The 26,707-nt window shown below is 65.6% G+C and carries 25 protein-coding genes; 14 read left to right on the top strand and 11 right to left on the bottom strand.

Annotated elements, in window-relative coordinates:
• Nucleotides 1–3: 3 nt before the first annotated feature.
• From AC5RVG_RS06815 to AC5RVG_RS06790, 6 genes are read right to left on the bottom strand one after another with little or no spacing between them, the layout of a single operon-like run.
• On the bottom strand, nt 4–1,485 hold the full coding sequence (locus AC5RVG_RS06815) for an aldehyde dehydrogenase (RefSeq protein WP_494013245.1): 1,482 nt from the start codon (nt 1,483–1,485) through the stop codon (nt 4–6).
• Nucleotides 1,478–2,230 (bottom strand): alpha/beta fold hydrolase, encoded by a 753-nt coding sequence (locus AC5RVG_RS06810; RefSeq protein ID WP_494013244.1) that lies wholly within the window; start codon nt 2,228–2,230, stop codon nt 1,478–1,480. Before AC5RVG_RS06810 ends, AC5RVG_RS06815 begins: the two co-directional genes overlap by 8 nt.
• A 2-nt stretch (nt 2,231–2,232) precedes the next feature.
• Nucleotides 2,233–2,784: an amino acid synthesis family protein gene (locus tag AC5RVG_RS06805; RefSeq protein ID WP_494013243.1), complete on the bottom strand. Its 552-nt coding sequence runs from the start codon at nt 2,782–2,784 to the stop codon at nt 2,233–2,235.
• Nucleotides 2,781–3,410 (bottom strand): amino acid synthesis family protein, encoded by a 630-nt coding sequence (locus tag AC5RVG_RS06800; protein ID WP_494013242.1) that lies wholly within the window; start codon nt 3,408–3,410, stop codon nt 2,781–2,783. The genes AC5RVG_RS06805 and AC5RVG_RS06800 overlap by 4 nt, the downstream gene beginning before the upstream one ends.
• Nucleotides 3,403–4,521, bottom strand: coding sequence for an LLM class flavin-dependent oxidoreductase (locus AC5RVG_RS06795; protein WP_494013241.1), 1,119 nt, complete (start codon nt 4,519–4,521; stop codon nt 3,403–3,405). The genes AC5RVG_RS06800 and AC5RVG_RS06795 overlap by 8 nt, the downstream gene beginning before the upstream one ends.
• Nucleotides 4,522–4,569: 48 nt before the next feature.
• On the bottom strand, nt 4,570–5,253 hold the full coding sequence (locus AC5RVG_RS06790) for a GntR family transcriptional regulator (protein ID WP_494013240.1): 684 nt from the start codon (nt 5,251–5,253) through the stop codon (nt 4,570–4,572).
• A gap of 138 nt (nt 5,254–5,391) precedes the next feature.
• On the opposite strand from AC5RVG_RS06790, the gene AC5RVG_RS06785 reads away from it, so the two are divergent.
• From AC5RVG_RS06785 to AC5RVG_RS06760, 6 genes are all read left to right on the top strand, one after another.
• The gene (locus tag AC5RVG_RS06785; RefSeq protein ID WP_494013239.1) at nt 5,392–6,339 is read left to right on the top strand and encodes a flavin reductase; all 948 of its coding nucleotides are present in this window, start codon (nt 5,392–5,394) and stop codon (nt 6,337–6,339) included.
• Nucleotides 6,340–6,381: 42 nt separating this feature from the next.
• Nucleotides 6,382–7,986: a BCCT family transporter gene (locus tag AC5RVG_RS06780; RefSeq protein WP_494013238.1), complete on the top strand. Its 1,605-nt coding sequence runs from the start codon at nt 6,382–6,384 to the stop codon at nt 7,984–7,986.
• A 235-nt stretch (nt 7,987–8,221) separates the two neighbouring features.
• On the top strand, nt 8,222–8,554 hold the full coding sequence (locus AC5RVG_RS06775) for an ArsR/SmtB family transcription factor (protein ID WP_494013237.1): 333 nt from the start codon (nt 8,222–8,224) through the stop codon (nt 8,552–8,554).
• Nucleotides 8,555–8,567: 13 nt separating this feature from the next.
• Nucleotides 8,568–9,065: an SRPBCC family protein gene (locus tag AC5RVG_RS06770; protein WP_494013236.1), complete on the top strand. Its 498-nt coding sequence runs from the start codon at nt 8,568–8,570 to the stop codon at nt 9,063–9,065.
• Between the two features lie 133 nt (nt 9,066–9,198).
• Entirely contained in the window at nt 9,199–9,831 is a 633-nt protein-coding gene (locus AC5RVG_RS06765) for a CG0192-related protein (protein WP_494013235.1), read from the top strand.
• Nucleotides 9,828–11,195, top strand: a complete 1,368-nt coding sequence (locus tag AC5RVG_RS06760; RefSeq protein ID WP_494013234.1) for a DUF2254 domain-containing protein — start codon at nt 9,828–9,830, stop codon at nt 11,193–11,195. The genes AC5RVG_RS06765 and AC5RVG_RS06760 overlap by 4 nt, the downstream gene beginning before the upstream one ends.
• A gap of 7 nt (nt 11,196–11,202) precedes the next feature.
• Here AC5RVG_RS06760 and AC5RVG_RS06755 read toward each other — a convergent pair whose 3' ends face one another.
• The gene (locus tag AC5RVG_RS06755) at nt 11,203–13,218 is read right to left on the bottom strand and encodes a vWA domain-containing protein (protein ID WP_494013233.1); all 2,016 of its coding nucleotides are present in this window, start codon (nt 13,216–13,218) and stop codon (nt 11,203–11,205) included.
• 358 nt (nt 13,219–13,576) lie between these two features.
• Here AC5RVG_RS06755 and cycA point away from each other — a divergent pair, with 358 nt between their 5' ends.
• The 4 genes from cycA (at nt 13,577) to AC5RVG_RS06735 (ending at nt 17,862) form a co-directional block, all read left to right on the top strand.
• Nucleotides 13,577–15,034 (top strand): D-serine/D-alanine/glycine transporter, encoded by a 1,458-nt coding sequence (gene cycA / locus AC5RVG_RS06750; protein WP_494013232.1) that lies wholly within the window; start codon nt 13,577–13,579, stop codon nt 15,032–15,034.
• A gap of 218 nt (nt 15,035–15,252) precedes the next feature.
• Nucleotides 15,253–16,206, top strand: coding sequence for an acyl-CoA thioesterase (locus tag AC5RVG_RS06745; protein WP_494013231.1), 954 nt, complete (start codon nt 15,253–15,255; stop codon nt 16,204–16,206).
• 168 nt (nt 16,207–16,374) lie between these two features.
• On the top strand, nt 16,375–16,815 hold the full coding sequence (locus AC5RVG_RS06740) for a VOC family protein (RefSeq protein WP_494002091.1): 441 nt from the start codon (nt 16,375–16,377) through the stop codon (nt 16,813–16,815).
• Nucleotides 16,816–16,839: 24 nt separating this feature from the next.
• Nucleotides 16,840–17,862, top strand: a complete 1,023-nt coding sequence (locus AC5RVG_RS06735) for a 1-aminocyclopropane-1-carboxylate deaminase (protein ID WP_494013230.1) — start codon at nt 16,840–16,842, stop codon at nt 17,860–17,862.
• Between the two features lie 67 nt (nt 17,863–17,929).
• Here AC5RVG_RS06735 and AC5RVG_RS06730 read toward each other — a convergent pair whose 3' ends face one another.
• Together AC5RVG_RS06730 and AC5RVG_RS06725 are read right to left on the bottom strand one after the other, a co-directional pair.
• Nucleotides 17,930–18,259 carry a hypothetical protein gene (locus AC5RVG_RS06730; RefSeq protein ID WP_494013229.1) on the bottom strand — a complete coding sequence of 110 codons (330 nt, stop codon included), beginning with the start codon at nt 18,257–18,259 and terminating at the stop codon, nt 17,930–17,932.
• Nucleotides 18,260–18,306: 47 nt separating this feature from the next.
• Nucleotides 18,307–18,819, bottom strand: coding sequence for a hypothetical protein (locus AC5RVG_RS06725; RefSeq protein ID WP_494013228.1), 513 nt, complete (start codon nt 18,817–18,819; stop codon nt 18,307–18,309).
• A 16-nt stretch (nt 18,820–18,835) separates the two neighbouring features.
• Here AC5RVG_RS06725 and AC5RVG_RS06720 point away from each other — a divergent pair, with 16 nt between their 5' ends.
• The 3 genes from AC5RVG_RS06720 (at nt 18,836) to AC5RVG_RS06710 (ending at nt 21,423) form a co-directional block, all read left to right on the top strand.
• On the top strand, nt 18,836–19,291 hold the full coding sequence (locus AC5RVG_RS06720; RefSeq protein ID WP_494013227.1) for a hypothetical protein: 456 nt from the start codon (nt 18,836–18,838) through the stop codon (nt 19,289–19,291).
• A gap of 109 nt (nt 19,292–19,400) precedes the next feature.
• A complete protein-coding gene (locus AC5RVG_RS06715; protein WP_494013226.1) occupies nt 19,401–19,718 on the top strand; it encodes a nucleotide pyrophosphohydrolase in 318 nt (105 codons plus the stop codon).
• An 88-nt stretch (nt 19,719–19,806) separates the two neighbouring features.
• Nucleotides 19,807–21,423 (top strand): DNA/RNA helicase domain-containing protein, encoded by a 1,617-nt coding sequence (locus AC5RVG_RS06710; protein WP_494013225.1) that lies wholly within the window; start codon nt 19,807–19,809, stop codon nt 21,421–21,423.
• A gap of 429 nt (nt 21,424–21,852) precedes the next feature.
• Here AC5RVG_RS06710 and aceB read toward each other — a convergent pair whose 3' ends face one another.
• Together aceB and aceA are read right to left on the bottom strand one after the other, a co-directional pair.
• Nucleotides 21,853–23,493: a malate synthase A gene (gene aceB, locus AC5RVG_RS06705; RefSeq protein ID WP_494013224.1), complete on the bottom strand. Its 1,641-nt coding sequence runs from the start codon at nt 23,491–23,493 to the stop codon at nt 21,853–21,855.
• A gap of 198 nt (nt 23,494–23,691) precedes the next feature.
• On the bottom strand, nt 23,692–25,008 hold the full coding sequence (aceA, locus tag AC5RVG_RS06700; RefSeq protein WP_494013223.1) for an isocitrate lyase: 1,317 nt from the start codon (nt 25,006–25,008) through the stop codon (nt 23,692–23,694).
• A gap of 127 nt (nt 25,009–25,135) precedes the next feature.
• Between aceA and AC5RVG_RS06695 the strand changes: the two genes are divergently transcribed.
• Nucleotides 25,136–26,650 carry a helix-turn-helix domain-containing protein gene (locus tag AC5RVG_RS06695; protein WP_494013222.1) on the top strand — a complete coding sequence of 505 codons (1,515 nt, stop codon included), beginning with the start codon at nt 25,136–25,138 and terminating at the stop codon, nt 26,648–26,650.
• The last annotated feature ends 57 nt before the right edge of the window (nt 26,651–26,707 follow it).

Genomic DNA, 26,707 nt, shown 5'->3' with positions numbered 1-26,707 from the left:
CTCCTAGCTTCGCATCACGAACGGGTCCGCCACCGGGCCCTCGTCGGTGTTGATCCAAACGCTCTTCAGCCGCGTGTACTCATGCATGGACTCCATGCCGTGCTCGATGCCCACCCCGCTGTTCTTGAAACCCTGCCGCGGCGACATGGGCGACATCGCGCGATACGTGTTGACCCAGACCGTTCCGGCCTCCAGCCGCCGGCTCATCCGATGGGCTCGGGCCAGGTTCTGCGTCCAGACACCGGCCGCGAGCCCGTACTGGGTGTCGTTGGCCAGTTGCAGCACTTCTTCTTCGGTCTCGAACGGCATGATCGCCGCCACCGGGCCGAAAATCTCCTCGCGGACCACCCGCATGGAATTGTCGACGTCGGTGAGCACCGTGGGTGCGTAGAAGTAGCCGGGCAGCTCGACGTCCGGCCGCCCGCCACCGGTCAAGACAGTGGCGCCCTCGGAGACGCCCAGCTCCACGTAGGAGCCCACCTTCTCCTGCTGCGCGGCAAACGCCAGCGGTCCCAGTTCAGTGCTGTCCTGCAGCGGGTCGCCGATCACGATGCTCCCGGCCCGCTCAGCCACCCGTTCCAGCAGCTCGTCATAGATGGAACGGTGCGCAAAGACCCGGCTGCCCGCGATGCAGGTCTGGCCGGCCGCGGCAAAAATCCCGGCCACCACGCCCATGGCCGCATTGGCCACGTTGGCGTCCTCGAACACGATGTTGGGGCTCTTGCCGCCGAGCTCCAGGGTGGTGCCGATGAACCGGGACGCGGCGGACGCGGCGATCGCCGAGCCGGTGGCGGTGGACCCGGTAAAGGAGATCTTGGCGATCCCGGGATGGTCCACCAGCGCGGCGCCGGCTTCAGCACCCATGCCGGTGACTACGTTGACCACGCCGTCGGGGAAACCGGCCTCGGCGGCCAGCTCGGCCAGCCGCAGGACGGTCCGCGAGGTGTACTCGGAGGGCTTGATGACGATCGTGTTGCCGGCCGCCAGCGCCGGGGCGAGCTTCGACGTCGTCAGGGTCAACGGGGAGTTCCACGGCGTGATGGCACCGACCACGCCCAGCGGTTCGCGCTGCGTGTAGTTGAGGATCGCCGGGTTGGTGGTGGGAATCTGGCTGCCCTGCACCTTGTCCGCCAGGCCGGCGTAGTAATAGAAGTACTCCGGCAACGTGGCCAGCTGCCCGCGCATCTCGCGCAGCAGCTTGCCGTTGTCCTCGGTCTCCATCCGTGCCAGTTCCTCGGCGTTCTCACCCACCAGGTCGCCAAGCCGCCGCAGCAGGTGCCCGCGTTTGGTCTGGCTCAGGTCGCGCCAGAGCGGGTTCTCGAAGGCCGCCCGTGCAGCAGCGACCGCGCGGTCGACGTCGGCCTTGCTGCCGCGGGCGGCGGAGTAGAGGACCTCGAGCGTGGCGGGGTTGGTGCTCTCGAAGTAGGCGCCGTCGGCGGGGGCGCTCCAGCGGCCGTCGATGAAGTGGTTGTAGTTCCTAGTCATGGGTATCGTGACTCGATTCGTTGATGAAGTCGGTGATGAGGCGCGCCAATTCGGCCCGGCGCTGCACCGGGAGCATGTGGCGGGCCCCGGGCACGACGGCGGTGCGCGCCCCCGGGATGGCCTCGCCCAAACGGCGGGTCATCTCCGGGGTCGAGCCGGGGTCTTGGTCCCCGGTGACGGCCAGCGACGGCACGGCAATGGCACCGAGTTCCGCGCCGATCTCGGCGTCCTCGGTAGCGAAGACCCTGTACGCGTGCAGGTACGACTGCTGGTCGTTGGCCAGCAGGGTCCGGCGAATGCCGTCCACTGTGGCGGCGTCGATCCCCGAACCGGCCGGGAACCAGCGCTCCATAGAGGCCTCGACGCTGCCTGGAAAGTCCGCCGCAGCGCTGTCCAGCCGGGACGCGACCGATGCAGCCTCCTGCGGAGTGCGCCGGCACACCGAGCTGACACTGGTCAGGGTAGCCACGAGCTCGGGCCGGAACCGGGCCAAATGTTGCGCGACCAGAGCGCCCAGCGAGAAGCCCACCAGGTGCGCCCGCCCGGGCAGCCGCGACGCGACGTCGTCGGCCAGATCGGCCAGCGAGACCGGCGCCTCCAGCCGCGGCTGGCCGCCGTGGCCGGGCAGGTCAAGCGCCAGCACGGTCCGTCCGGTGGAGTCGCGCAGACGCTCGCCCAGCGGTTCCCACATGGAACGGTCCAGCCCGACGCCGTGCAGCAGGACGATCGGCAGGTTCGTCTCCACGGTTACTGTTCGGTGGCCAGGGGCGCCAGCCGCTGCTGCGGGCGGCCCTGTGATGCGGCGGCCAAGGCGATGACAATTTCGCCCGGATGCGGGGCATCGGCGAGCCGGACCTCGACGCTCTGGTGGTGCGAGCGGATGGTCGCGTCGGTGATGTGCTTCAGCGGGATGTCGAACGTCACCCCGGCCGGGCCGCGCTTTTCCACCGCCGGCAGCAGCGTGGTGGCATTGGCCGCATTGCGGAAGTGGTCGCCGAACTTCAGCGTGTGGATGAGTGCCGAGCCGTGCTCGATCTCGCCCTCGAGGCCCACTATCGCCGCCTTGCCGTACGCTTCCACCGTCCCGCCGAGGGCCTTCACCACGCGGGGGGCGAGGAGTTCGCCCACCCTTGAGGCGACCTCGTCGATACCGGCGGTGAGGTCTTCGACAAAGCCCTGGCCGCGCCAGGGATTGTCGATGACTGCGGCTACGACGGCGACCCGGGCGTTGGGCTCGACCGGCCGGCCGCCTTCGGTCAGGGTTTCTTCGGTCAGGGTAACGATCTTGCGGACGTTCATGCGGTGGCTCCTTCGAGGATGCGGGACGTGACGGCCGGGTCGGTGCTGCGGTCGCCGATTCTGGCGTGCGGGCGGGGACCGGTTGATGCCGCGGCAACTACGACGATCTCGTCCGGCCGGGGCCCGTCGGAGATTCGTGTGGTGATGGTTTGGTAGTGGCTGCGGGTGGCTGCCTGGGTCTTGTGCCACATGGGCACCACCAGAGGCTCTCCCGCGTCGGCTCGGTCGTCGGCGAAGCAAATGATAGACGTGCCCTCCAGGAACTCCCGGACGAGGTTGCCGAAGTACGGGGTATGGATCAGTGCTCCCGCATGTTCAATTTCCCCCGACGTGCCGACGACCGCGGCCTTGCCGAACGCCTCGATCCGGTCGGCACCGCCAAGCCCGGCGATGAGACGGTCGGTCAGCAACCGCGCGACCGCCGGAGCGACAATTTTCGATGCCGGGGCCAGGTCGGTGTCCGTTGCAGTCCCGATCCAGGGGTTCGCGATCACCGCCGCGGCGGTCGCCCGGTATACCGGAACCGGAGCGAAGGCACCGTTTTCCTGCAGTATCTCTTCCTGGTAGTAGACGATCTTGCGGATGCCGGGATGTTCACCCGGTGTGGCCGGGGCGATGTTAGTCAAAGTGGGGCTTCACTTTCTCCGAGAACAGCTCCAGGCTGCGCATCGCCTTGTGGTGCCCCAGCCCGGGGTGGGTGGTCCACAGCATCATGTGCTCCAGGCCGACTTCGCGCTGCAGTTCCCGGACCTTTTCGGTGACGTACTCCGGCGTGCCCACCAGCATGTTGCGGTCCATCAGCATGTCGAAGTCCAGCGTGTGGGCGTCGGTGAGTTCTTCGCCCTCTTCCATCAGGTTGGACAGTCCGCGCCAGTGGGTGATCCAGCGATAGGTGTTCATGACCGCTTCTTCGAACTCTTCGCGCGCCTGCTCCATGGTGTCGGCCACGTACACGTCGCGGACCAGCGCGATGCCCTCACCCAGCGGCACCTCGCGGCCCTGGGCCTGGGCGGCGTGCTCGCGGTACAGCTCGAACCGGCCCTTGAGCGCGGACACGGGCGGCAGCCAGAAGATGCCCTGGATTCCGTTCTGGGCGGCTCCGACGATGGACCGCGGAGTGTCGATGACCTGCCACAGCGGCAGCTTCGGCTGCAGCGGACGCGGCGTCACGGCCATCTTCGTGATGACACCGTCTTCGGTGTACTCGGGGGTGGCGGGGGAGAGCGGGTGGTTCCACTTCACGCCCGGGGCCGGGAACTCATAGAACTCGCCCTTGTGGCTGAAAAAGTCGTTGTACCAGGCCTTGTCGAGGATCTCCATGGTCTCGGCGAAGAGCGCCCGGTTCTTCTCTTGGTCGCGGGGATCGGCCGCCGGGTTCAGGTTGAGCGCCTCGCGTCCGTACAGGCCGCGGCCGACGCCGACCTCGAGCCTGCCGTCGGAGAGCTGGTCCAGCAGCGCCAGGTCTTCGGCCAGCCGCAGCGGGTGCCAGAACGTGACGATGGAAGCGGCCTGGCCGATGCGGATCTTGGAGGTGCGGGCGGCAATGTCCACGCCCATCAGGATGGGATTGGGAGTCAGTTCCTGGCCCTCGTGGCCGAAGTGGTGCTCCGTGTACCAGGTGGACCAGAAGCCGTACTTCTCCGCGGTCACCGCGTACTCGCGGGCATCCTTCATGTGCTGGTTGTAGTTGCCCAGGTCTCCTGGGGCGCCAAGGCCGTGGAAGATGGAAAAGCGCATGGTGGGTCCTTTCACAGGGCTTAGATGCCCGGATGTCGTAGTAGAAGGTCAGTCGTTTCGGGTCCGCGAGTCGGTCAGGACTTCGCGGGAGGATGCATAGACGTGGTTGCGCATGGCCGCTTCGGCGCCGAAATGGTCCTTGTCCTTGATCATCTGCAGCACGGTGCGGTGTTCGGCGGTAGAGGCGACGATCCGACCGGGATGCCCGGCGGTGCGCAGGACGAGCCGGTGGTACGCCAACTGGTTCATCAGGCGCCCGTAGTGTTCGGCCAGCTTGTTGTTGTCGGCGCCGTCAATGATGGTCTGGTGGAACTCGTGCACCAAGGCCGCATAGCGCTCGGCGTCGCCCGCGGCGGCGGCCTCGTCGGATTCCTCCAGGTTGCGTTCCAGGACCGCAATCTCGCGCACGGGGCCGCGGCGGGCCAACAGGCCGGCCGCCAGTCCTTCGAAGCTTTCCTTGAGCTGGAACAGTTCGACAATCTCGCGCCGAGTGGGTTCCCGGACGAAGGTGCCGACCTTCGGCCGAATTTCCACGAGGCCCTCGTGCTGCAGCTGTTTCAGGGCTTCGCGGACCGGTGTGCGGCTCACGTCGAACTCCTGAGCGAGGAACACTTCGGACACCGGAGCGCCCGGCGGGAAATCACCCCCGAGGATGAGCGCGCGGACCCGGTCGAGGAGGGGCAGTTCCTCGCCCGGCTGCAGGAGGTCCTGCTGGCTGATCGTCTGATGCATACATGAGAGGTTATGTTGCATACATGAGCTCGTCAAGGCTTCGCGATAAATCCGCACTGATTCGCGCTGTTACGGCCTCCCGGCTTGGTTTCCAGCTCGATGTTGCCTTCTCTAGTGATCTACATTACGCTCACTGCCATGCAACAGACTTTCGATACTGCAGTGGCAAGTGCATGGTCCGCAGCGTGGGATCGCGGGGAGGTCGAAGCGCTCGAAGCGCTGGTTACCCCTGACTACATCAGGATCAGCAAAGGCAGCGGCAAGAGCATGGATCTCGGCCAGCTGCAGGGGGACATCCAGGAAGTCCGGCGGGCCTTCCCCGACCTGGTCACCACGGTGGACGCGGTGGTTGTTGACGGTGACACGGCAGCCATCTTCTGGACGTCGACGGGAACGCACAGCGCTGCCTTCATGGGCGTGCCGCCGACCGGGCGCCGGGTGCAGACCCGCGGTTCCAATTTCGTCTCCATGGCCGGCGGCCGCATCAAGCAGGAAACCGTGACCTGGGACAGCAGGGAACTGCTGGGGTCGCTGGGGATCCGGCACTTGGGTGACGCGCTCGAGGCGGAGGGTCCCGGCGTCGTCGTGGATTCCCTCTCCGGAGAACCGGACCCCGAGATCATGAAGACTTTCAACCGTCAGTTTGTCACTGGTGTGACCGTGGTGACGACGACGGAAGGGGACACCCCCAAGGGGCTGGCCGTGAACGCCTACGCGTCTGTTTCGCTGGAACCGCCGCTGGTGATGGTCTGCATCCAAAAGACCTCGTCGACCTACCCCGCACTGTTTGCCTCCACGCACCTTGGCATCAATATCCTCAGCAACCGGCAGCAGGGCACCGTTGCCACCTTCGCGTCGAAGGCGGCTGACAAGTTCGCCGAGATCGAATGGCACGCCGGCCCCAACGGCTCCCCGCTGCTCGACGGATCCTCCGCCGCGCTGGAAGCCGAGATCCGGGAACGTTTTCAAGCCAAGACGCATACCGTCTTCATCTGCCGAGTGCGGCACGCCGAAGTCAGCGACGCTTCGCCCATGGTCTACCAGGCCGGCCGCTTCTACGACAGCGAAGGTCTTTCCCCGCTGTAACGGCAACTGCCGGCAGCCTGCTCCCGAGATTCGGAGATTTCCATGGTTCAACAACTAGCCAAGTCGTCCCGCGGGGCGCCACGCGACCCGCTGCCGGACGGCATTCATGCCGACCGAAAGCCCGGCACGGTTTTCTGGGCATCGCTGGCACTCATTGCAGCGTTCGTCCTCTGGGCAGCCGTGTCGCCGGACAGCCTCGGTGCCGCCATGACCACGAGCATGGACTGGGTAGCGCGCTCGGTGGGCTGGAGCTATCTCCTGGTGACGCTGTTGTGCATCGGGCTCATGCTCTACCTGGCCTTCAGCCGCTTCGGCGGGATCCGGTTGGGGTCCAGCACCGACCGGCCGGAACACAGCACGTGGGCCTGGCTGGCCATGATCCTGTCCGCCGTGATGGGCATCGGCCTGATCAGCTACGGCGTGGCGGAACCGATTTCGCACTTCATGGCACCCCCACATGCTTTGGCCGAGCCGGAAACCATGCAGGCCGCCGTCCGGGCAATGCAGTTCAGTTTCTTCGACTGGGGACCGCACGCCTGGGCCGTGTTTGGCATCTTCGGCCTGGCCATTGCGTACTCGACCCACCGCAAAAAGCGTCCCGGACTCGTGTCTCCCATGCTGAGGCCCATCTTCGGCAAAGCGATGGACGGCTGGTTCGGCAAGCTGATCGACGTATTCGCCATCATCGCCACGCTTTTTGGTACGACGACGTCTTTGGGACTGGGTGCTTCGCAGATCGCCGAGGGCATGGACCGGGTCTTCGGGCTCCCGTCCGGCCTGGCGATGCAGATCCTCATCATCGCGGTGGTGACGGTGCTGTTCACGCTGTCCGCATTGTCCGGAGTAAACCGCGGGATCAAGTACATCAGCCAAGTGACCATGTCGCTGTCGGTCCTGCTGGCGCTCTTCGTGCTGATCACCGGGCCGACCAACTTCATCTCCAACCTGTTCTTCCGCTCGGTCGGCACCTACTTCAACGACTTCCTCGAGGCGAGTCTGATCACCCCGAGTACGCCCGAGGACATGCAGTGGATGCAGTGGTGGACGTACTTCATGATGGCTTGGTGGCTCAGCTGGGGTGCCTTCGTCGGGGTCTTCCTGGCCAAGATCTCCCGAGGCCGAACCATCAGGCAATTCGTCGCCGGCGTGCTGGCTGTGCCTAGCGTGGTGTTCTTCGCATGGTTCACCATCTTCGGCGGCACCGCCATCAACATGGATATGAACGGTGCCAGGATCGGCGAGGCAACGAACGAGAACATCAACTCGGCCTTCTTCGCGATGCTCGAAAACCTGCCGCTGGTGACGCTCACCTCCGTCATCACCGTGATCCTGGTGGCGCTGTTCTTCATCTCCGGCGCCGACGCCAACACCTTCGTGCTGAGCATGCTCTCGTCCAAGGGGACGCTGGAGCCCAGCAAGCCGGTACTGAGCATCTGGGGCGCGCTCACCGGCGTGTGTGCGGTGCTGCTGCTCCTCGTCGGGGGGTTGGCCGCCCTCCAGCAGGCGGCGATGCTCTCGGCGCTGCCGTTCACGATCATCGTGGCACTGCTGGGCGTATCGCTCATCATCGAGCTGCGAAGGGACCCTGAATTCCAGCAGCCCGTCCCGAAGCAGTCCGGAGACTCGGACACGGGCCTAACGTCCTGACCCAACGACGTCTCCGACTGACACCTAATGGCCCGGGGCAGCGACGCCGTCCCGGGCCAAGGGCCGTTTGTCCGCCAAGCTGCCGCGAGGGCCTCTCTCGGGCGCTCCACAGGCACGCTGTCGGCGCGCCCATAACCAGCACGCAAGCCCGGGGCATGCCGGCTGGGCTCCAGATCTGCCAGCGGCTGTACCGCACCCTTGACCCCGCGGCCACCGAGGACTAACCTGCAACCAAATGGTTGTAGATCAAGTCAGTGACCTCGAGTTGGACCGCCTCTTCCAGGCGCTCGCCGACGCCACCCGCCGCGACATCGTGGCCCGGGTGCTCACCGGCGAGTTCTCGGTGTCGGGCCTGGCGGCGGGGTACAAGATGAGTTTCGCCGCGGTACAGAAACACGTCGCGGTCTTGGAACGGGCTTCCCTGGTGGTTAAGGAGAAGCGCGGAAGGGAGCAGATGGTGCGGCCTCATCCTGAAGGAGTGCGAAGAGCCCGTCGCCTGCTCGACGAATACGAGATGCTCTGGCGCCAACGCGTTGACCGGATCCAGGACATTCTCGCCATGGGATAGGAAGGACACCGTCATGCCGGTTATCGATACCAAGCAGGACCTCGAGGCCCTGACGTTCACCCTCGTGGCCGAGTTCGATGCACCCGTCGAGCGCGTCTGGCAGCTCTGGGAGGATCCGCGCCAGCTGGAACGCTGGTGGGGCCCGCCCGAGTGGCCCGCCACCTTCAGCAAGCACGAGTTCACTCCCGGCGGCACGGCCAGTTACTACATGACCGGGCCCGACGGCGAGACGGCCGCCGGCTGGTGGCGGATCACCGCGATCGAGGCCCCGCACCGGCTGACCTTCGAGGACGGGTTTGCCGACGACGACGGCGAGCCGGTGGCGGACCTGGGCACCACCTACGCCACGGTCACGCTGGAATCCATCGGCAGCCGCACCCGGATGACCACCGAGTCCAGGTTCGAGTCCGCCGAGCAGCTGGAGAAGATGCTCGAGATGGGGATGGTCGAGGGCATGCAGGGTGCCATGGGCCAGATCGACGCCATCCTCGCCGAGCCCGCATCCGTCTGAGTCCAGGCATCCCGCATTCGTCTGAGCCGGGCATCCCGCGAGCGAAAGGGGAGTGACCACCGAGGCGGCCCGGCTAGCCGGTGACCGACTGACCGCCCGCCCGTGCCCGTCCAAGAGTGGATAGGCTACAAACATGGCCATCATTTACGACGCAGTGTTGAATCCCACCAAGCAGGAGCTGCTGGCGGCATGGCTGCCCGAACAGCCATGGTTCCAACAACTTGGAGCCAGCGCCGGCGAGCTGGAGCACCTTGGCGCCTTCCGCTTCGACGATCCGGCCGGAGAGGTCGGCATGGAAACGCACCTGGTCCGGGCCGGAGAGGGTCCGGTGCTGCACGTCCCGCTGACCTACCGGGGCGCACCGCTGCCCGGAGCCGAACAATTCCTGGCCGGGACCATGGACCACTCCGTGCTCGGCGACCGCTGGGTCTACGACGCCTGCGCCGACCCGGTCTACGCCACCGCGCTGGCCACCGTGATCATCCAGGGCGGATCCGGCGCGGAGCAGTTCCGCGACGTGGACGGCAAGCTCGAGCCGCTGGCCGGCGCCCTCCCGGTCCGCGGCAGCGGCGGTCCCGGCGGCATCGTCCCCACCACGACGACGGCGGTGCCCACCACCGAGGGCAGCGTCACCACCATCGATGCCAACCCATTGACGTTGACCGTCTACCGAACTCCCGGGTCCCAGGAGAGGCCGGCCACGGCCCTGACGCTGACCTGCTCGCTGCCGGGCCAGCCGCCGCTGATCCTCGCTTCCGCCTGGTGAGCCGCCCGGTGCGGAGGAGCAAGGAGTCGGGGGTTCAGCGAGAGGAAGGTGCCTGGGGCCTGCGTGTTGCCGCGTTGCGCTACCGCTTCAAGGAGAGCCTCTTTCTCTTCCCGGCGGTGGTGATGTTGGCCGGCATCGCGCTGGCCATCGGTGCCACCGCCGTCGACCGAGCCCTCGGCCACCATGCCGATGTGCCGCTCACGCTGGCGATGAGCAGCAATGCCGCCACCTGGCTGCTGTCCACCGTCGCGGGAGCGATGATCACCACCGTCGGCGTGGTTTTCTCGTTGACCGTGGTGAGCCTGCAGCTGGCCAGCGACCAGTTCTCGCCGCGTGTGATGCGCTCGTTCATCCGGGACCGGCTCAGCCAGGCGGTTATCGGCCTGCTCGTTGCCACGTTTTTCTACTGCGTCCTCGTCCTGCCGAGCCTGAGCGGGGAACCGACCGAGCCGGCGCCGCGCATATCCCTGACGATCGCCGTCGTCCTCACCCTGGTGACCGTGGTGGGGATCATCGTCCACCTGGACCATCTTGCCCGCGGACTGCAGGTTGGCAACGTCGCCCGGGTCATCGCGGCAGAGGGCCGGACCGTCGTGGCGGCTCTTAACCGGGTGCCCTCTGGCCTGCAGCCCGTGGAGCCCAAAGACTTCCATGCCCCCGGGAATGCCGCCGTCATTCCTTGCCGGATGAGCGGATGGATCAGCCAGGTGGACAGCGGCCAGCTGCTGGGAGCGGTCCCTGCCGGCACGACGGTGCGGATGGAAACCCGTGTGGGTGCTTACATCCACGCGGGTGAAGCATTGTTCACGGTGTGGCCGCCACCGCCGGAGCGCAGCCGGGAGAAGCTTGCCGGGGCGATTGCCATAGCCGACTCGCGGACCATGCTGCAGGATGTCGACTTCGCTATCCGCCAGCTGGTTGACATAGGCCTGCGGGCGCTTAGCCCGGCCATCAACGACCCCACCACGGCAGTGGAGGTCATCCTGAGGCTGGGCAGCCTTCTGCGGGCGGTCCTGACCGCCCCGCTTGCTGCGGAAGCGCTGAAGGACGAGTCAGGCCGGGTACTGCTGCAGCCGTGGAACCTTGACCATGCCGAATACGTCGACCATGCCTTTGACCAGCTGCGACAGACGAGCCTGGACCAGCCGGAGGTCGTCGCCGCTCTCCTGCGGGTCCTCCGCATGCTCATCGCCCACGTCCGTGCCGAGGGCCACCCCGAACACACGCCGGCCCTGAACCGGCAGATGCAGCTACTTCTCGACGCCATGCGGGACCGGCCCGAACTGCACCCCGAGGACCTCCGGCGCCTCCAGGCGCTGTCCTCCGACGAGACAGACCCCGCCGACCACAGCCGCAGCCGGTAGCCCGGCGTTACTTCACGCCGCGATTCCTGCGGAGTACGACGGCGGTGGCCACGCCGGCGGCGAGGACCAGGGCCGCGCCGATGCCCCAGGCGAGGGCCGGGACCGAAGCCGGGCCTTCGCCGTCGTCCGCCACGGCAACGACAGTTGCCGTCCCCGCCTGGTGGTCCGCCGGTTCGGCCACCGCGGATTCGGTGGCCGCGGCGGAAGCACCGGGTTCGGTCATGCCGGGGCCGGGTTCGACGTCGCCGACCAGATCCAGGGTCAGGGTATAGGGGATCTCCGTCTCCTTCGCGTCCTCGAAGTACAGCGGGTCGACGGCCACCTGGAGGTAGTAGTCGCCGGCAAGGTACAGGGTGCGGACGTCGTGAATGCCCTCGGCGGCGTTGCGGTAGCGCACCGGAGAGGCGAAGTTCGCTGCCACCTTGGTGCCCGGGTCGGCCATGGACGTCATGCCGTAGGCCCCCGTGGAGGTGCCGTCGGTGATCGTCACCGGCTGGCGTAGCGGATTGGCGACGCCGACCTGCAGGTAGGACGGATTGAAGATGTCCTTTTCGTAATCGCCGAGCTGGGCGACGGCACGCAGCTGCTGCCCGTAGTCCACCGGAACCCTGTAGAAGTGCACCTCGCCGGGGATGAGCGTGGCCGCAAAGCTGCCGGGCGCCAGCTCGGGGGCGGAATTGAAGCTGTTGCCGGGAGTGGTCTCCCGCGGCTTGGTGCCCGGCTTCAGCAGATCGAGCTTGGTCACGGCGTCGTAGCCGGCGGGCAGTCCGGTGGTATCGGCCTCCGGCTCGGCGAGGAAGAGCAGCTCCATCGGCAGCGGGTCCTTTTTCCAGCCGGGACCGCTCCGGGTCACGCTGACCACCAGGTCGCCGCCGCCGGTGGGCTCGAGGCACTCTTTGTCGCCGCTGCCCATGGCGCCAGTGGAGAGCACCGCGGTGACCGGGCCGTCGGAGAGCCGGGCTTCGTCGCGGGATTCGCGAATCGAGTTCAGACATTCCTGCCCGTCGGGGGAAAAGACCTCGAGCTCCAGGGCGCTGTAGGTAGTCATGCTGCCGGCCCGGATCGGCATCACCAGGGACGCGCTGACGTGCAGGCGCTCGCCGTCGTCCAGGTGGACCTTGTAGAACTTGCGCGTCCCGCCCTCGTACGTCTTGTCGCTGCCGGCGGCGAAGGTGTCCAGGTACTGGCCTGTGGACACCTCCGCGGCAGCGGCGGCGCTCTTGCCGCCGGTCACCGGGATGCCGGCGAAGTCGTAGGGGTTCAGCGCGCGGACGGTCTTGATGACCATCTGCTCACGCAGCGTGTCAGCGTTGTCCGCGTCGGCGTAGGTGCCCCCGGAGGCCTTGGCGATGCATTCGAGTTCCTTGCGGGCCTGCGCATCCACCTTGAACCCGATGGTGTGCATGGCCAGGTCCACGCCGTCCTTGGCCAGGTCCTTGGCGACCTCGCACGGCGGCGGCGGCGAGCAGGTGTCGATGCCGTCCGACACCAGCACAATGCTGCGGGGACGGTCGTCGGGAAGCTCCGCGGCGGCCCGGCGCAGCGCCTCGCCCACCGGGGTGTAGCCGGACGCCTTGATCGAGTCGATCTGATCGACCAGTTTCCCGGGATCTGCGGTGCCCAGTTTGGACAGCACGCTCACGTCCTTGCAGCCCTCGGCCCGGGCCTCGGGGGAACTGTCCGTGTTGGTGCCGTAGACCATGAGGCCCAGCTGCGATCCCGCCGGCAGGGTTTCCACCAGCTCCGTGGCAGCGGCCTTGGCTGCGTCCATCCGCAGGGTGCCCTTGGCGTCGGCGTCGGGGTTGAGCATGGAGCCGGAAGCGTCCAGAATCAGCATCACCGGCACGGCCTCCTCGGATCCTGAGGCGGGAGCCTGTGGGACGGGCACCTGCGAAACCGGCACCTGCGCAACGGGCACCTGCGAAACCGGCACCTGCGAAACCGGCACCTGCTGCGGCAGGAACATGGCCAGCGCGGCAACCACTCCCAGCGCGCCCTTCAAGACCCCGACGCTCGCACTCACAATCGACACCGACTCTCTCGATGAAACGTTATTTTGCCCCGACTATATCCGGCAAAACGCGGCCCACGGGCCAGCCGGCGGGCGGCGAAGCGCGCCCACCGGCCGGCCGGCGGAATGCCAGCCCTGTTCACCGCGCGTTTCCTCGCGGGCCAGCCTGGACGTGCTCCCGATTGTTCTCGATTTGACCCACGTGAGCCGCGGCAGATAGGTTTTCGTGGCGTAGGTCACCCAGTCGGCCCCTCCGGGCTGAGCCGCGGGCGGCTTGCTCTCGGTCTGGCCGGACGGGCAATGGAGCCTGCGTCCGACCGGTTCGAAGGGAACCTCCCGCAGCTGCACAGTCCCACCCGTAAGGAACATAGTGAGCGCCACCAGCACCGAACCGCACCTCCAGCGGTCTTTATCCAACCGCCACATCCAGTTGATCGCCATCGGCGGTGCGATTGGCACCGGGCTTTTCATGGGCTCGGGCAAGACGATTTCCGTCGCCGGCCCCTCGGTCATCTTCGTCTACATGATCATCGGTTTCATGCTCTTCTTCGTCATGCGGGCGATGGGCGAGCTGCTGCTGAGCAACACCGAGTACAAGAACTTCGGCGACTTCGCCGGCGACATCCTGGGACCGTGGGCGGCGTTCTTCACCGGCTGGACGTATTGGTTCTGCTGGGTGGTCACCGGCATCGCCGACGTCGTCGCGATCGCGCACTACGTGGCGTTCTGGTGGCCTGACCTGCCGCTGTGGATCCCGGCGCTCGCCTGCATCCTGCTGCTGCTCGCGCTGAACCTGCCCACCGTGCGGGCCTTCGGCGAGACCGAATTCTGGTTCGCGCTGATCAAGATCATCGCCATCGTGGCCCTGATCGTCGTCGGGCTGGTCATGATTATCACCAACTTCGAGCACGACGGCGTCCGCGCCTCCTTCGGAAACCTGTGGGAGCACGGCGGAATGTTCCCCACCGGCTTCATGGGCTTCGTGGCCGGGTTCCAGATCGCCGTGTTCGCGTTCGTCGGAATCGAACTGGTCGGCACCACCGCCGCCGAGACGAAGGACCCGGAAAAGAACCTGCCGCGGGCGGTGAACTCCATCCCGATCCGCATCCTGATTTTCTACGTAGGCGCCCTCATCATCCTGATGGCCGTCCAGCCGTGGACCGGGTTCAACGCCGACGAATCCCCGTTCGTGGGCATGTTCGCCCTCGCCGGCCTCGTCGGCGCGGCCGGCGTCGTGAACTTCGTGGTCCTGACCTCGGCGACGTCGTCGGCGAACTCGGGCATCTACTCGACGTCGCGCATGATCTACGGCCTCTCGCTGGAGGGCGATGCCCCGAAGCGCTTCGGCAAGCTCTCGAGCCGCGGTGTGCCGCGCAGCGCGCTGCTGTTCTCCTGCATGTTCCTGCTCGCCGGCGTGGTTCTGCTCTACGCGGAGGGCAGCGTCTCCGAGGCGTTCACCATGGTCACCACGGTTTCGGCGCTCTGCTTCATGTTCGTTTGGACCATCATCCTGGTCAGCTACATCGTGTACCGCCGTCGCCGGCCGCAGCTGCACGAGGCCAGCAAGTTCAAGATGCCGGGCGGCTCGTTCATGCCCTACGTGGTCATGGCCTTCTTCGCCTTCATCCTGTGGGCGCTGACCACCCAGCCGGACACGCTGGCGGCCCTGCTGTTCACCCCGGTCTGGTTCGTCGCGCTCGGCATCGGCTACCTGTGGCTGCGCCGCAACCCGGAGCACACCGCGATCCGCGCCGCCCACGACGCCAAGGTGGCCGAGGAAAAGGCGGCACTCGGAGGCCGCGAGGACGCCCTGGCAGGCCGGCGCTAGCCGAGCCCCCCGCAGGCTGCACCGAAACGTCCGCTTCCCGGGTCTCCGGGGAGCGGACGTTTTTGTGTCGGTCCCTCTGCAGTCGGGCCACGTCCCTCTGCGGTTCGGCCACGTGCCTCTGCAGTCCGGCACCGTCCCTCATCCGTTCGGCCGTCCCTCAGCGCCCGGCTCGTCCGCGAACCGGCAACGGCGGCCCCACGCGCGGCTACGATGGCGCCATGGAAGATTCGATCACGCTGCGCTTCCTCGCCGCGCCCACCGACGTCGCGGCCGACGGGACCACGGTACAGGCCGGAAGGGTCCTCGAATGGATCGACAAGGCCGGGTACGCATGCGCCGTCGGATACTCGGGCGGATACTGCGTCACCGCGTACGTCGGCAATGTGCACTTCACCCGGCCGATCCACAACGGCGACCTGATCGAGGTCAGCGCCCGCATCGCGCACACCGGCCGTTCCAGCATGCAGGTGGTCGTCACCGTCGATGCGGCCGACGTGCGCTCGCGGCAGTTCCGGCCGGCGATGGACTGCATCCTGGTGTTCGTCGCCATGGACGAGCAACGGCGGCCCCGGCCCGTTCCGGCATGGGCGCCGACCGACGACGCGTCGGAGCGGCTGGCCCGCGGGATCGAGGGCCGGCTGGAGGCCCGGCGCGAGATCCGCGAGGTGATGAGCTCCCAGGCATATACGGATGCGGGCACCACTCCCTCCGAAAACTTCCGCTTCCTCGCCGCCCCCACGGACGTGAACTGGGGCGGCAACGCCCACGGCGGGATCGTGATGCGCTGGATCGACGAGGTGGCCAGGGCCTGCGCCATGGGCTGGTGCGGTGCCGACGCCGTGGCGGTCTACTCCGGCGGCATCCACTTCCTGAACCCGGTCCACATCGGGGACCTGGTGGAACTCTCCGCGCGGATGATCCACACCGGTCCGCACTCCATGCACATCGCCGTCCATGTGCGGGCACGGGACCCGCGCGGCGGCGACTGGCGGGACACCACTCAGTGCATGACCGTCTTCGTCACCCGGGACGAGGCTGGGCACGCCGCCAAGGTTCCGCAACTCGTGCTGCGCTCAGACGAGGATCGGCGGCTGGCCGCCCACGCCCAGGACCTGGTCCAGCGGCGGGCCGCACTGCCCCCGCTGGAGTTCGGCGTCGAGCGGACTTACTGACCCCCGCTTCCCGGCACAGGGTGCGGAAGCACCGGAGCACGCACAGGTTGGACGTTCCACCTCACGGGCAGGTGCGGCCGGGGCCCGCCGCCCCTTCCCGCGCGCCGTGGAAGGCGCAAGAATGAACGCGGCACGGAACGCGCCGCATCCACTACGGAAGGCAGACCCATGGCACTGGACCTGAACCCCTACCTGCAGTTCACCGGCAACGCCGCGGAGGCGATCGAGTTCTATCACTCCGTGTTCGGCGGCGAGCTGAGCAAAATGACCTACGCCGAGGGAATGGGCGACGAGAGCCCCGAGACCGGCGGGAAAATCATGCACTCGTCCGTGACCGTGGACCGCGGCTTCCTGCTGATGGCGTCGGACGTGCCGCCCGAGATGCAGGCCTCCCCGAACGGCTACATCTGTGTCAGCTCCAGCGGCGAAGACCCGGGCGAGGACGACAAGCTGCGCAGCTACTGGGAGGGCCTGAGCGACGGAGCAACCGTCAACCAGCCGCTTGAAAAGGCCCCGTGGGGCGACTACTTCGGGCAGCTCACGGACAAGTTCGGTGTGAATTGGATGGTCAACATCACCGCTCCGGAGAACGCCGGATCAGGCCAGTAGCCGCCGAGGCAGAACGGGGACCACATGGCCATCACGGAGTTCGACCGCTACCCGCTCACGTTCGGCCCCAGCCCGGTCCACCACCTGCCCCGGCTCAGCAAGCATTTGGGTGGTGCTCAGCTCTGGGCCAAGCGGGAGGACGTCAATTCCGGCCTGGCCTACGGCGGCAACAAGACCCGCAAGCTCGAGTACATCGTCCCGGACATCCTCGCGGAGGGTGCGGACACCATCGTGTCCATCGGCGGCTTCCAGTCCAACCACACCCGGCAGGTAGCAGCAGTGGCCGCGACCCTCGGCCTGAAGGCGCTGCTGGTGCAGGAGAACTGGGTGGACTGGCCGGACCCGCTCACCGACCGCGTCGGCAACATTTTGCTCTCCCGGCTGATGGGGGCGGACGTGCGGCTCGACCCGGCGGGCTTCGACATCGGCATCCGCGACTCCTGGCAGAACGCCATCGCCGAGGTCGAGGCGGCCGGCGGCAAGCCCTACGCCATCCCGGCCGGCGCCTCCGAGCACAGGCTCGGCGGGCTGGGATTCGCCAACTGGGCCTACGAGGTCCAGCAGCAGGAGAAGGAGCTCGGCGTCTTCTTCGACACCATCGTGGTCTGCACCGTCACCGGCTCCACCCACGCCGGCATGATCGCCGGGTTCGCGGCCCTGCAGGACGCCGGCGGCCGGTCGCGCCGGGTGCTCGGCATCGACGCCTCCGCCACCCTGTCCAAAACCCGCGACCAGGTCGGCCGCATCGCCCGCAACACGGCGCAGCTCATCGGCCTCGAGCGGGGACTGCACGACGACGAGATCACGGTACTGGAAGGCTGGGCCGGCGACCTCTACGGCATCCCGGTCGAATCCACGCTGGAAGCCATGCGGCTGAGCGCCTCGCTCGAAGCCATGATCACCGACCCGGTCTACGAAGGAAAATCCATGGCCGCCCTAATCGACCTGGTCAGCAGCAAGCAGATCCCGGCCGAGAGCACAGTGCTCTACGCACACCTCGGCGGCCAGCCGGCCCTCAACGCCTACAGCGGCCTGTTCCGGAGCTAGGAAACAACGACGGCGGTGCTCGCCTGAGCGCCGCCGTTCAGTTGAGCCCGGGGCTGGCAGCCGATGGTCAGCGGGTCAACTGGAGCACGCTGATGTACAGAATGGTCACGGCAACCGCGGCCAGCAGTTGCCACCAGATGACGTGTTTCCGGACGGCTGGCCGCCGATGCACTTCGTGCTGGTATTCAACGGCATCGAGGGCAAGGCCGATAAGGACGGCACCGCCAAGGTTCATCCAAAACCCGTTGCCCGCGATATTGAAAAGCGTGATGAACAGAAAAATGAAGGCAATCCCGAGCAGATCGCGGAAGACTTTGCCGCCGCTGGAAAACTTCCACTCCAAGTAGCTTTTCGGCTTTTGCTGCGTTTCTGGGACGGTTTGATCGTGGGTTGTCATGCATTTCCTCCGGGCTTAGTCTGCCGTCATTGTGCCATGACCGCGGATTAAGTCGAAGTTCGGGCCAGCTCAACGATCCACTCGGGTGTCTGGTGCCCTTGTTTCTTGTCCGTCACTACACGAAGTCTGGCTGCCTGGATTCTGACACTGTCCTGTTGTGCGGAGTCAGTGGCTTTGGGGGAGGCCGGCATGGTCTCCACGTCCTCAAGAGCCGTGACCTGCTTAGCCAAGGCATCGGTTGAGGCGACCTGAAGAATCCGCGCCTCTTCCTCGCCGGCCAAATGGCTTTCGGCGAGAAGCGCCAACACGCCGAGCCCAACCACCTTGCGGTCCAGGCTGGGGGACATGGACGCATCGAGCGCCCACTCCGCCCGCGCCCACCACTGGGCACGGCGATCTGCATGGGCCTGAGCGCGCATGCTGCGCCAGCCTATGTAGGCGGCTATCAGGGCGGCGACGAGAATCGCCAGCGGACCGAGGGAGGCGAGAACGTCCCAAGCATCAGGGGCGTCGTTGCGGACCACAACCTCGACCGGATCTGGAGCTTGCAGCGCGATCATGGCTCCAACCTAGGGCATGCATCGCTTGATGTGGCTGAGGACAACAAGCTATTTACGTGCCGGTATTTTCCGGACGCTGGAGGTGGCGTGGCGGAAAGCCGCAACGACGGCTGCACCTTTTCTCAAAGACTGGGATGATCAGGCCATGACTAAGTCATCGATGATCATTCCTTCAGATCTTGCCCGTGCGGCCCGCGCACTAACCCAGGTTTCGTCCAAGGTGATCGGCAAGGCAGCCGGCCTGGACAAAAAACAGGTGCGCGATTTCGAGAAGGGCAACCAGGCGCTTACCCCGGAGCAGAACTGGCAATTGCGCCGTGCCTTGGAGCAGTTCGGCGTCGTCTTCATCGAGGACGACGATCAGGGCGGCTACGGAGTGCGTCGAAAGTTCAACGCTTCCAAGATTGCGCGCTTGGAAACCTGGGAAGGCGAAGGCGGAGCGCCCCACGAGGACGACATCCGATCGTACTGACGACGTTGAACAGCAGTTGGTCTTCGTTGATGGCCGCTGTGGGTGCAACAATGATGATAAAGCGGCAATAGTTACAGGGGCCATCAAAGCTGGCTGATAGCTTTGTTCCATGCAAGATACGTATCCCTTGGAAACACTTCGCGCGTTCGTTGCCGAACGAGATTGGGGGCAGTTTCATACGCCCGAGAATCTTGCAAAGAGCATCAGCATTGAGGCTGCAGAGCTCCTTGAGTGCTTCCAGTGGGGCGGGGAGGACCTTCTTTCAGCACAGGAAGAGCTCGCGGACGTACTCACGTACTGTTTTCTCCTTGCCGACCGATTGGGCGTAAATCCGCACACTATAGTGTTAGAGAAGCTGAAGAAAACGGGCAATAAGTACCCGGTAGAAAAGGCACGAGGACGAAGCGAGAAGTATGACCAACTTTAGCCTCGAACGCTTTCCATTCGCTCCGGACGAAATCCGGGCGTGGGGTGCAGCCGATCTTCGACACCGCAACTGGCCTGTAGTGTACGTCATGAACAATGACACTGAGGTGTACGTCGGAGAATCATTGAACTCCGAAAGCCGCATGCGGCAGCATTTAGACTCAGACGAGAAGCGTCGGCTCAGCTGGGTTCGCGTCGTGCTGGACAAAACTTTCAACAAGTCAGCCTGCCTGGATTTGGAGTCCTATCTCATCCGGATGTTCTCCGGAGACGGACAGTATCAGGTGCTCAACCAAAACGCGGGCATCACAGACGCCGACTACTATGACCGCGAAGTGTATAGGAAGAGCTTCGACGAGGTCTTCGAAAGGCTTCGTACCCAAGAGCACCTCTTCCAGCGAACTCTTCCTGAAATCATCAACAGTGATCTCTTCAAGCTTTCACCGTTCAAAGCGCTTAATCATGATCAGGCCATCGCTGTCGAGGATATCCTCGAAGGACTCTTCGCTGATTTGGAAAGCGATACACCGAGCACTGTCGTCGTCCAAGGCAATCCCGGCACGGGGAAGACGGTTGTCGCCATCTATCTTCTGAAGCTACTGGAAGACATTAGGCGGCACAACCCAGAAGAACCACTAGACAGTGACTCCATCTTCAGTGAATTCTTCACACCAGGTCGCGCCGAACTCCTGGCAACATTACGCGTGGGTCTCGTCGTACCCCAACAGTCACTCAGGGCATCCATCTCTCGGGTCTTCACGCTCACCCCCGGACTCCACAAAAACCTCGTACTCACGCCTTTTTCCGTTGGCGAGAGCGACGAGCCTTTTGATTTATTGATTGTCGATGAAGCGCACCGCCTCAACCAAAGGGCCAATCAGCCATCGGGCCCGCTCAACAAAAAGTTCGCTGAGATAAATCGCAAACTCTTCGGTGAGGACGACCCCAAGTTGACACAATTAGATTGGGTCAGGAAGCAGAGCAAACACACGATTCTGATGCTCGATACAGGGCAAAGTGTGCGCCCCGCAGACCTGCCCGCCGCCACCACGAACGCCCTCCTAGAAGAAGCATCGGCTTCAAGCCGTCTCTACCCCCTTCAATCACAGATGAGGATTTCTGCGGAACAGGACTATGTCGGGTATGTTCGCAAAGTACTCAGTGAAACACCACCGCCGGCACGTGAGGACTTCGAGGGCTACGACCTCCGCTTCTTCACAGATCTCGGGGAGATGAGACGAGAGATCCTCCTGCGCGATCAGGAGAAGGGACTGTCACGCCTGATCGCAGGGTACGCCTGGAAGTGGAGTAGCAAGACGGACAAGAATAGGTTCGACATCGAACTCGACGGTGTGAAGCTTCGGTGGAACTCGGTTCAACGCGACTGGATCAACTCACCCAGCTCAGAGCTGGAAGTCGGCTCAATTCACACCGTGCAAGGCTACGACTTGAACTATGCGGGCGTCATCATTGGCGAAGATCTCCGCTATGACAAAGCGGCGAGGAAAGTCACATTCGACCGGTCCAAATATCACGACAAGAAGGGTCGTGAAAACAACCCGAAGCTCGGCATCGAATACTCCGACCAAGACCTTCTCCAGTACGTGCGGAATATTTACGCCGTGCTGCTCACTCGAGGGATATTCGGCACGTACATCTATGTTTGCGACGGGGATCTCAGAGACTATCTCCGTCGATACTTCTAGAACAAAGGAATCAATTAGCCTCACTGCGCAGCTCGCCGCATGAGAGCGTAATCGCGAAAGCTTCAATTGCTCAGTCTCCGCAGGACCGGTCCGGGCCGCCCGGACTTCGGGCTGCCTGTGGCCAAGGGCGTGGCTTACGCGGTCCGGGATCGGGCACCCGCTATCTGCAGGACCGCCGAGATCCTTGCTCAGCCCGGAGGGTCCCGGCTACGTAATCCACTCGAAAAAGCGAAAACGCCGGGTGCGGCTCCCTCTAGAGAGCCGCACCCGGCGTTTCATTTCACTGTGCTTCCGCAGGGTCCGCCGGTCCGCCCGACCATCGGGCTGCTTGTGGCGAAAGATGCGTGGACCTGGCGGCCCTGCGGAAAGTTTTTGGTGCCGGCGGTGACCGGGGGCTGGCTATTGGACCCCGGTCAACCGCCGGACGGATCAGGCTGCGGCAATCACCTTCGCCGGCGACTTCTCCAGCAGGTAGTTCTGGTAGGCGGGGATCGTCAGGAAGGCGGGGAACTCTTCGCCGAGGGCGCACTCTTCGAAGATTTCGCGGGCGTCGTCGAACCGGTCGCCGTCGAACCGCGGCAGAGCGGCGAACTCTTCCTCCAGCAGTTCGCGGACCCATTCGCGGGTGATGATCTCGCCGTCGTCGGTTACGGCGTGGGCGTGGATCCACTGCCAAATTTGCGAGCGGGAGATCTCCGCCGTCGCGGCGTCCTCCATCAGGTTGTGGATGGCCACCGCGCCGTTGCCGCGCAGCCAGGACTCGATGTATTGGATGCCGACTTCCAGGTTGGTGCGGATGCCGGTCTCGGTGATGGAGCCCTCGGTGCCGGCGACGTTCAGCAGGGCGGCGTCGTCGGGCGTGACGTCCTCTCGCTGGCGGTCCAGCTGGTTGGGCCGGTCGCCGAGCACCGAGTCAAACACCTCGCGGCAGACCGGCACCAGGTCCGGGTGCGCCACCCAGGAGCCGTCGAACCCGTCGGAGGCTTCGCGGGTCTTGTCCGCGTGCACCTTCTCCATGGCAATGGCGTTGGCCTCCGGGTCGCGGCGGCTGGGGATGAACGCGGCCATCCCGCCGACCGCCATGGCGCCGCGGCGGTGGCACGCGCGGACCAGCTGCTCGGTATAGGAGCGCATGAACGGCGCCGTCATGGTCACCTGCGTGCGGTCCGGGAGCACAAACCGTGGCCCGCGGGCGCGGAAGTTCTTGATCACCGAGAAGATGTAGTCCCATCGGCCGGCGTTCAGCCCCGAGGCGTGGTCGCGCAGTTCGTACAGGATCTCCTCCATCTCGAACGCGGCCGTGATGGTCTCGATCAGCACGGTGGCGCGGATGGTGCCCTGCGGGATGCCCAGCAGGTCCTGCGCCAGGATGAACACGTCGTTCCACAGCCGGGCTTCCAGGTGCGACTCGATCTTTGGCAGGTAGAAATACGGTCCGCGGCCCTGGGCGATGAGCCGCTGGGCGTTGTGGAAGAAGTACAGGCCAAAGTCCACGATGCCGCCGGCCACCGGTTCGCCGCCGATCAGCATGTGCTTCTCCGGCAGGTGCCAGCCGCGCGGCCGGACCACGATCGTGGGCAGGTCCGTCAGCGTCCGACCGGTGAGCTTGTATTCCTTGCCCGTGTCGGAGACGAAGTCGATCCGCCGTTCCAGCACGTCGGTCAGGTTCAGCTGCCCGTTGATCACGTTGGACCAGCTGGGCGTAGAGGAGTCCTCCATGTCCGCCAGCCACACCTTCGCGCCGGAGTTCAGCGCGTTGATGGTCATCTTCTTCTCCACCGGCCCGGTGATCTCCACCCGGCGGTCCTCCAGCCCGGGCGCCGGGGGAGCGACGCGCCACGAGGAATCCTCGCGGATGTGCCGGGTGCCGGGCAGGAACTTCGGGTCGTGCCCGCGGGCGATCGAGCGCCGCCGGTTCTCCCGCTGCACCAGCAGCTCGCGCCGCCGGGCCGCTGTGGCCTGGTGCAGCCTGGCCACGAACTCCAGCGCCTGCGGCGTCAGCACTTCCTCCTGCCGGCACACGGCCGGGCCCGTCAACGTAATCCCGTTCAAGGTAATCGGATCGTTCATCGCTCATTCACTCCTCAAGAAAACTTTTGTAAGTACGACGCCGGCGCCCGGCCTGGGTGCCAAAGGTGACCTTCGGATCTGAGGTGCGGAGCCGGGACCCGGAAAGCGGCTAATAGCTTCCGTAAGGCCGTCCGTGGCCGTCGGAAGGTCGTGCCGCGGCGGGTCCCGGCGCAGCGCCGGAGGGGCGCCCCGTCGTCGTTAGTGGAACTGGCCCTCTTCGGTGGAGCCGACCAGTGCCAGGGTGCTGCCGTTGGGGTTGAGGGCAGTGGAGATGGTGTCGAAGTAGCCGGTGCCCACTTCGCGCTGGTGCTTGGTTGCGGTGTAGCCGCGGTCTTCGGCGCCGAATTCGCGCTCCTGCAGGTCCACGTAGGCGCTCATCCCGTTGCGGGCGTAGCCGTGGGCCAGGTCGAACATCGAGTAGTTCAAGGCGTGGAAGCCGGCCAGGGTGATGAACTGGAAGGTGAAGCCCATCGCCCCGAGCTCGCGCTGGAACTTGGCGATCGTGTCATCGTCCAGGTGCTTCTTCCAGTTGAAGGACGGCGAGCAGTTGTAGGAGAGCATCTGGTCCGGGAACTCGGCCTTGACCGCCTCCGCGAACTGCCGGGCCAGCTCCAGGTCCGGGGTGCCGGTCTCCATCCAGATCAGGTCCGAGTACGGGGCGTAGGCCTTGGCCCGGGCAATGCACGGCTCAATCCCGTTGCGGACCTTGTAGAAGCCCTCGGGGGTGCGCTCGCCGGTGATGAACTCGGCGTCGCGCTCGTCCACGTCGGAGGTGAGCAGCGTGGCGGCCTCGGCGTCGGTCCGGGCGATGATCACCGAAGGCGTGCCGGCGACGTCGGCGGCCAGCCGGGCCGCGTTCAGGGTGCGGATGTGCTGGCCGGTGGGGATCAGCACCTTGCCGCCCAGGTGGCCGCACTTCTTCTCCGAGGCCAGCTGGTCCTCCCAGTGCACGCCGGAGGCGCCGGCGGCGATCATGGACTTCATCAGCTCGTAGGCGTTCAGCGGCCCGCCGAAGCCGGCCTCGGCGTCGGCCACGATCGGCACCAGCCAGTCCTCGACGGTCTGGATGCCCTCGGAGAACTCGATCTGGTCGGCCCGCATCAGCGCGTTGTTGATCCGGCGGACCACCTGCGGCACCGAGTTCGCCGGGTACAGCGACTGGTCCGGGTAGGTGTGGCCGGAGAGGTTGGCGTCCGCGGCCACCTGCCAGCCGGAGAGATAGATGGCGCGCAGCCCGGCCTTGACCTGCTGCACCGCCTGGTTGCCGGTCAGCGCGCCGAGCGCGTTGGTGTAGCGGCCCTCGGCGGCCTCCTCGGTCAGCTGCTTCCACAGCTTCTGCGCGCCGCGCTTGGCCAACGTGTGCTCTTCCTGGACCCGGCCGCGGAGGCGGACGACATCCGCTGCGGTGTAGTCGCGAGTGATGCCCTCCCAGCGGGAATCGGCGGCCCACTCGAGCTCCAGTGCCTTGGCCGCTTCCTCAGCGTTCAACGGGGCCGGCTCAAATGATGCAGTCATTGCTGTCTCCTGTTCGGTGTCGGGTCCGGCAGGTTCCGATCTTCGGTGATCGTCCGGCCCAAATCCTTCGTGAAACCGACTATTCCGCACTCTGCAACACCTAAACCAGAGATATTGCTGGAAAGATTTGCAGTTCTTCTCGTATCCTCAAGAAATGACAACCACCAGCTGGAATCGTCCCGCCAAGCACGACGGCGGTGCCTCCGTAGAGCCCGAAATCGACGTCATCAGCCTGGGCCGGCGGGTGCGACACCTGCGCAAGGCCCAGGGCATGACCCTGGACGATCTCGGTGCCGCCGTCGGCGCTGCGCCGTCGCAGCTCTCGCTGATCGAAAACGGCAAGCGCGAGCCGAAGCTCGGCATGCTGCAGGCCCTCGGCAAGGCGCTGGGTGTGGGCATTGACCAGCTGCTCGGCGCCGAGCCGCCCAGCCGCCGGGCTGCACTAGAGATCGAGCTGGAACGCTACCAGCGCGGGCCGCTGTACGAGTCGCTCGGGCTGCCGAAAGTCCGCGTCAGCTCGCGGCTCCCAATAGACGTGCTGGAGTCATTGGTGGGGTTGCAGCACGAGCTGGAACGCCGGCTGGACGAGCAGGCCGCGACCCCGGAGGAAGCCCGCCGCGCCAATACAGAACTGCGGGCGGAAATGCGTTCCCGGAACAACCACTACGAGGACATCGAGGCCCAGGCCCAGGAGCTGCTCAAGGCGGTCGGGTTCAAGGGCGGCCCGCTGTCCCATCACGTGGCCGCGGACATCGCCGAGCACCTCGGGTTCAGCCTGCAGTACGTCAGCGATCTGCCGCATTCCACCCGCTCCGTGACGGATTTGAAGAACAACAGAATTTACCTAACCCAGGGCCACCGGTCGGAACACGACCCGCGCTCGGTGCTGCTGCAGGCCGTCGGCCACTACGTGCTGGGACATCAGACGCCCACCGACTACGCGGACTTCCTCCGCCAGCGCGTGTACACCAACTACTTCGCCGCGGCACTACTCATGCCCGAGCACGCCACCGTGGACTTCCTGCAGAAAGCCAAGGCCGCCAAGGAGCTGGCCATCGAGGACCTGCGCGACGCCTTCAGCGTCTCCTACGAGACTGCGGCCCACCGCTTCACCAACCTAGCCACGCATCACCTGGGCATCACCTGCCACTTCCAGAAGGTCCACGTCTCCGGCATCATCCACAAGGCCTATGAAAATGACGGCGTGAATTTTCCAGCCGACCACACCGGCGCCATCGAGGGCCAGCCGGTCTGCCGCAACTGGACCTCACGGGCAGTCTTCGACGTGCCGGACAAGTTCCGTGCCTTTAACCAGTACACGGACACCAAAGCCGGGACCTTCTGGTGCACCGCCATCTCGGAGCGGCACTCGTCGGGGGAGTACTCCCTGAGCATCGGCATCCCGTACAAGGAAGTGAAGTGGTTCCGCGGCCGCGACACTCCGGAGCGCTCCGTCTCCAACTGCCCGGACGAATCCTGCTGCCGGCGCCCACCCGCCGACCTCGCGGCCCAGTGGGCCGGCCACGCCTGGCCCAGCGCCCGCGCCAACTCCCACCTCCTCGCCGCACTACCCCCGGGTGCCTTCCCCGGAGTGGACGAGACTGAGGTCTATTCGTTCCTGCAGGCGCACGCGAAGCTGTAGCGGGCCCCCGTTACACCGCAATCACCCGGACGTGGTGGCAGCTTAAGCATGCAATCT

This window comes from Arthrobacter senegalensis (assembly GCF_059091765.1).
Note: the sequence above shows the minus strand (reverse complement) of the source record. Positions and strands in the feature narration are given on the sequence as shown.

What these genes read in the sequence shown, in the direction of transcription:
- AC5RVG_RS06735 (WP_494013230.1), top strand. Translation starts at nt 16,840, where the DNA reads ATGGCCATCACGGAGTTCGACCGCTACCCGCTCACGTTCGGCCCCAGC.
- AC5RVG_RS06790 (WP_494013240.1), bottom strand. Translation starts at nt 5,253, where the DNA reads ATGCATCAGACGATCAGCCAGCAGGACCTCCTGCAGCCGGGCGAGGAA.
- AC5RVG_RS06720 (WP_494013227.1), top strand. Translation starts at nt 18,836, where the DNA reads ATGCATCGCTTGATGTGGCTGAGGACAACAAGCTATTTACGTGCCGGT.
- AC5RVG_RS06780 (WP_494013238.1), top strand. Translation starts at nt 6,382, where the DNA reads ATGGTTCAACAACTAGCCAAGTCGTCCCGCGGGGCGCCACGCGACCCG.
- AC5RVG_RS06805 (WP_494013243.1), bottom strand. Translation starts at nt 2,784, where the DNA reads ATGAACGTCCGCAAGATCGTTACCCTGACCGAAGAAACCCTGACCGAA.
- AC5RVG_RS06795 (WP_494013241.1), bottom strand. Translation starts at nt 4,521, where the DNA reads ATGCGCTTTTCCATCTTCCACGGCCTTGGCGCCCCAGGAGACCTGGGC.
- AC5RVG_RS06730 (WP_494013229.1), bottom strand. Translation starts at nt 18,259, where the DNA reads ATGACAACCCACGATCAAACCGTCCCAGAAACGCAGCAAAAGCCGAAA.
- AC5RVG_RS06785 (WP_494013239.1), top strand. Translation starts at nt 5,392, where the DNA reads ATGCAACAGACTTTCGATACTGCAGTGGCAAGTGCATGGTCCGCAGCG.
- AC5RVG_RS06740 (WP_494002091.1), top strand. Translation starts at nt 16,375, where the DNA reads ATGGCACTGGACCTGAACCCCTACCTGCAGTTCACCGGCAACGCCGCG.
- AC5RVG_RS06765 (WP_494013235.1), top strand. Translation starts at nt 9,199, where the DNA reads ATGGCCATCATTTACGACGCAGTGTTGAATCCCACCAAGCAGGAGCTG.
- aceA (WP_494013223.1), bottom strand. Translation starts at nt 25,008, where the DNA reads ATGACTGCATCATTTGAGCCGGCCCCGTTGAACGCTGAGGAAGCGGCC.
- AC5RVG_RS06770 (WP_494013236.1), top strand. Translation starts at nt 8,568, where the DNA reads ATGCCGGTTATCGATACCAAGCAGGACCTCGAGGCCCTGACGTTCACC.
- AC5RVG_RS06725 (WP_494013228.1), bottom strand. Translation starts at nt 18,819, where the DNA reads ATGATCGCGCTGCAAGCTCCAGATCCGGTCGAGGTTGTGGTCCGCAAC.
- AC5RVG_RS06775 (WP_494013237.1), top strand. Translation starts at nt 8,222, where the DNA reads ATGGTTGTAGATCAAGTCAGTGACCTCGAGTTGGACCGCCTCTTCCAG.
- AC5RVG_RS06710 (WP_494013225.1), top strand. Translation starts at nt 19,807, where the DNA reads ATGAACAATGACACTGAGGTGTACGTCGGAGAATCATTGAACTCCGAA.
- AC5RVG_RS06745 (WP_494013231.1), top strand. Translation starts at nt 15,253, where the DNA reads ATGGAAGATTCGATCACGCTGCGCTTCCTCGCCGCGCCCACCGACGTC.
- aceB (WP_494013224.1), bottom strand. Translation starts at nt 23,493, where the DNA reads ATGAACGATCCGATTACCTTGAACGGGATTACGTTGACGGGCCCGGCC.
- AC5RVG_RS06815 (WP_494013245.1), bottom strand. Translation starts at nt 1,485, where the DNA reads ATGACTAGGAACTACAACCACTTCATCGACGGCCGCTGGAGCGCCCCC.
- AC5RVG_RS06715 (WP_494013226.1), top strand. Translation starts at nt 19,401, where the DNA reads ATGCAAGATACGTATCCCTTGGAAACACTTCGCGCGTTCGTTGCCGAA.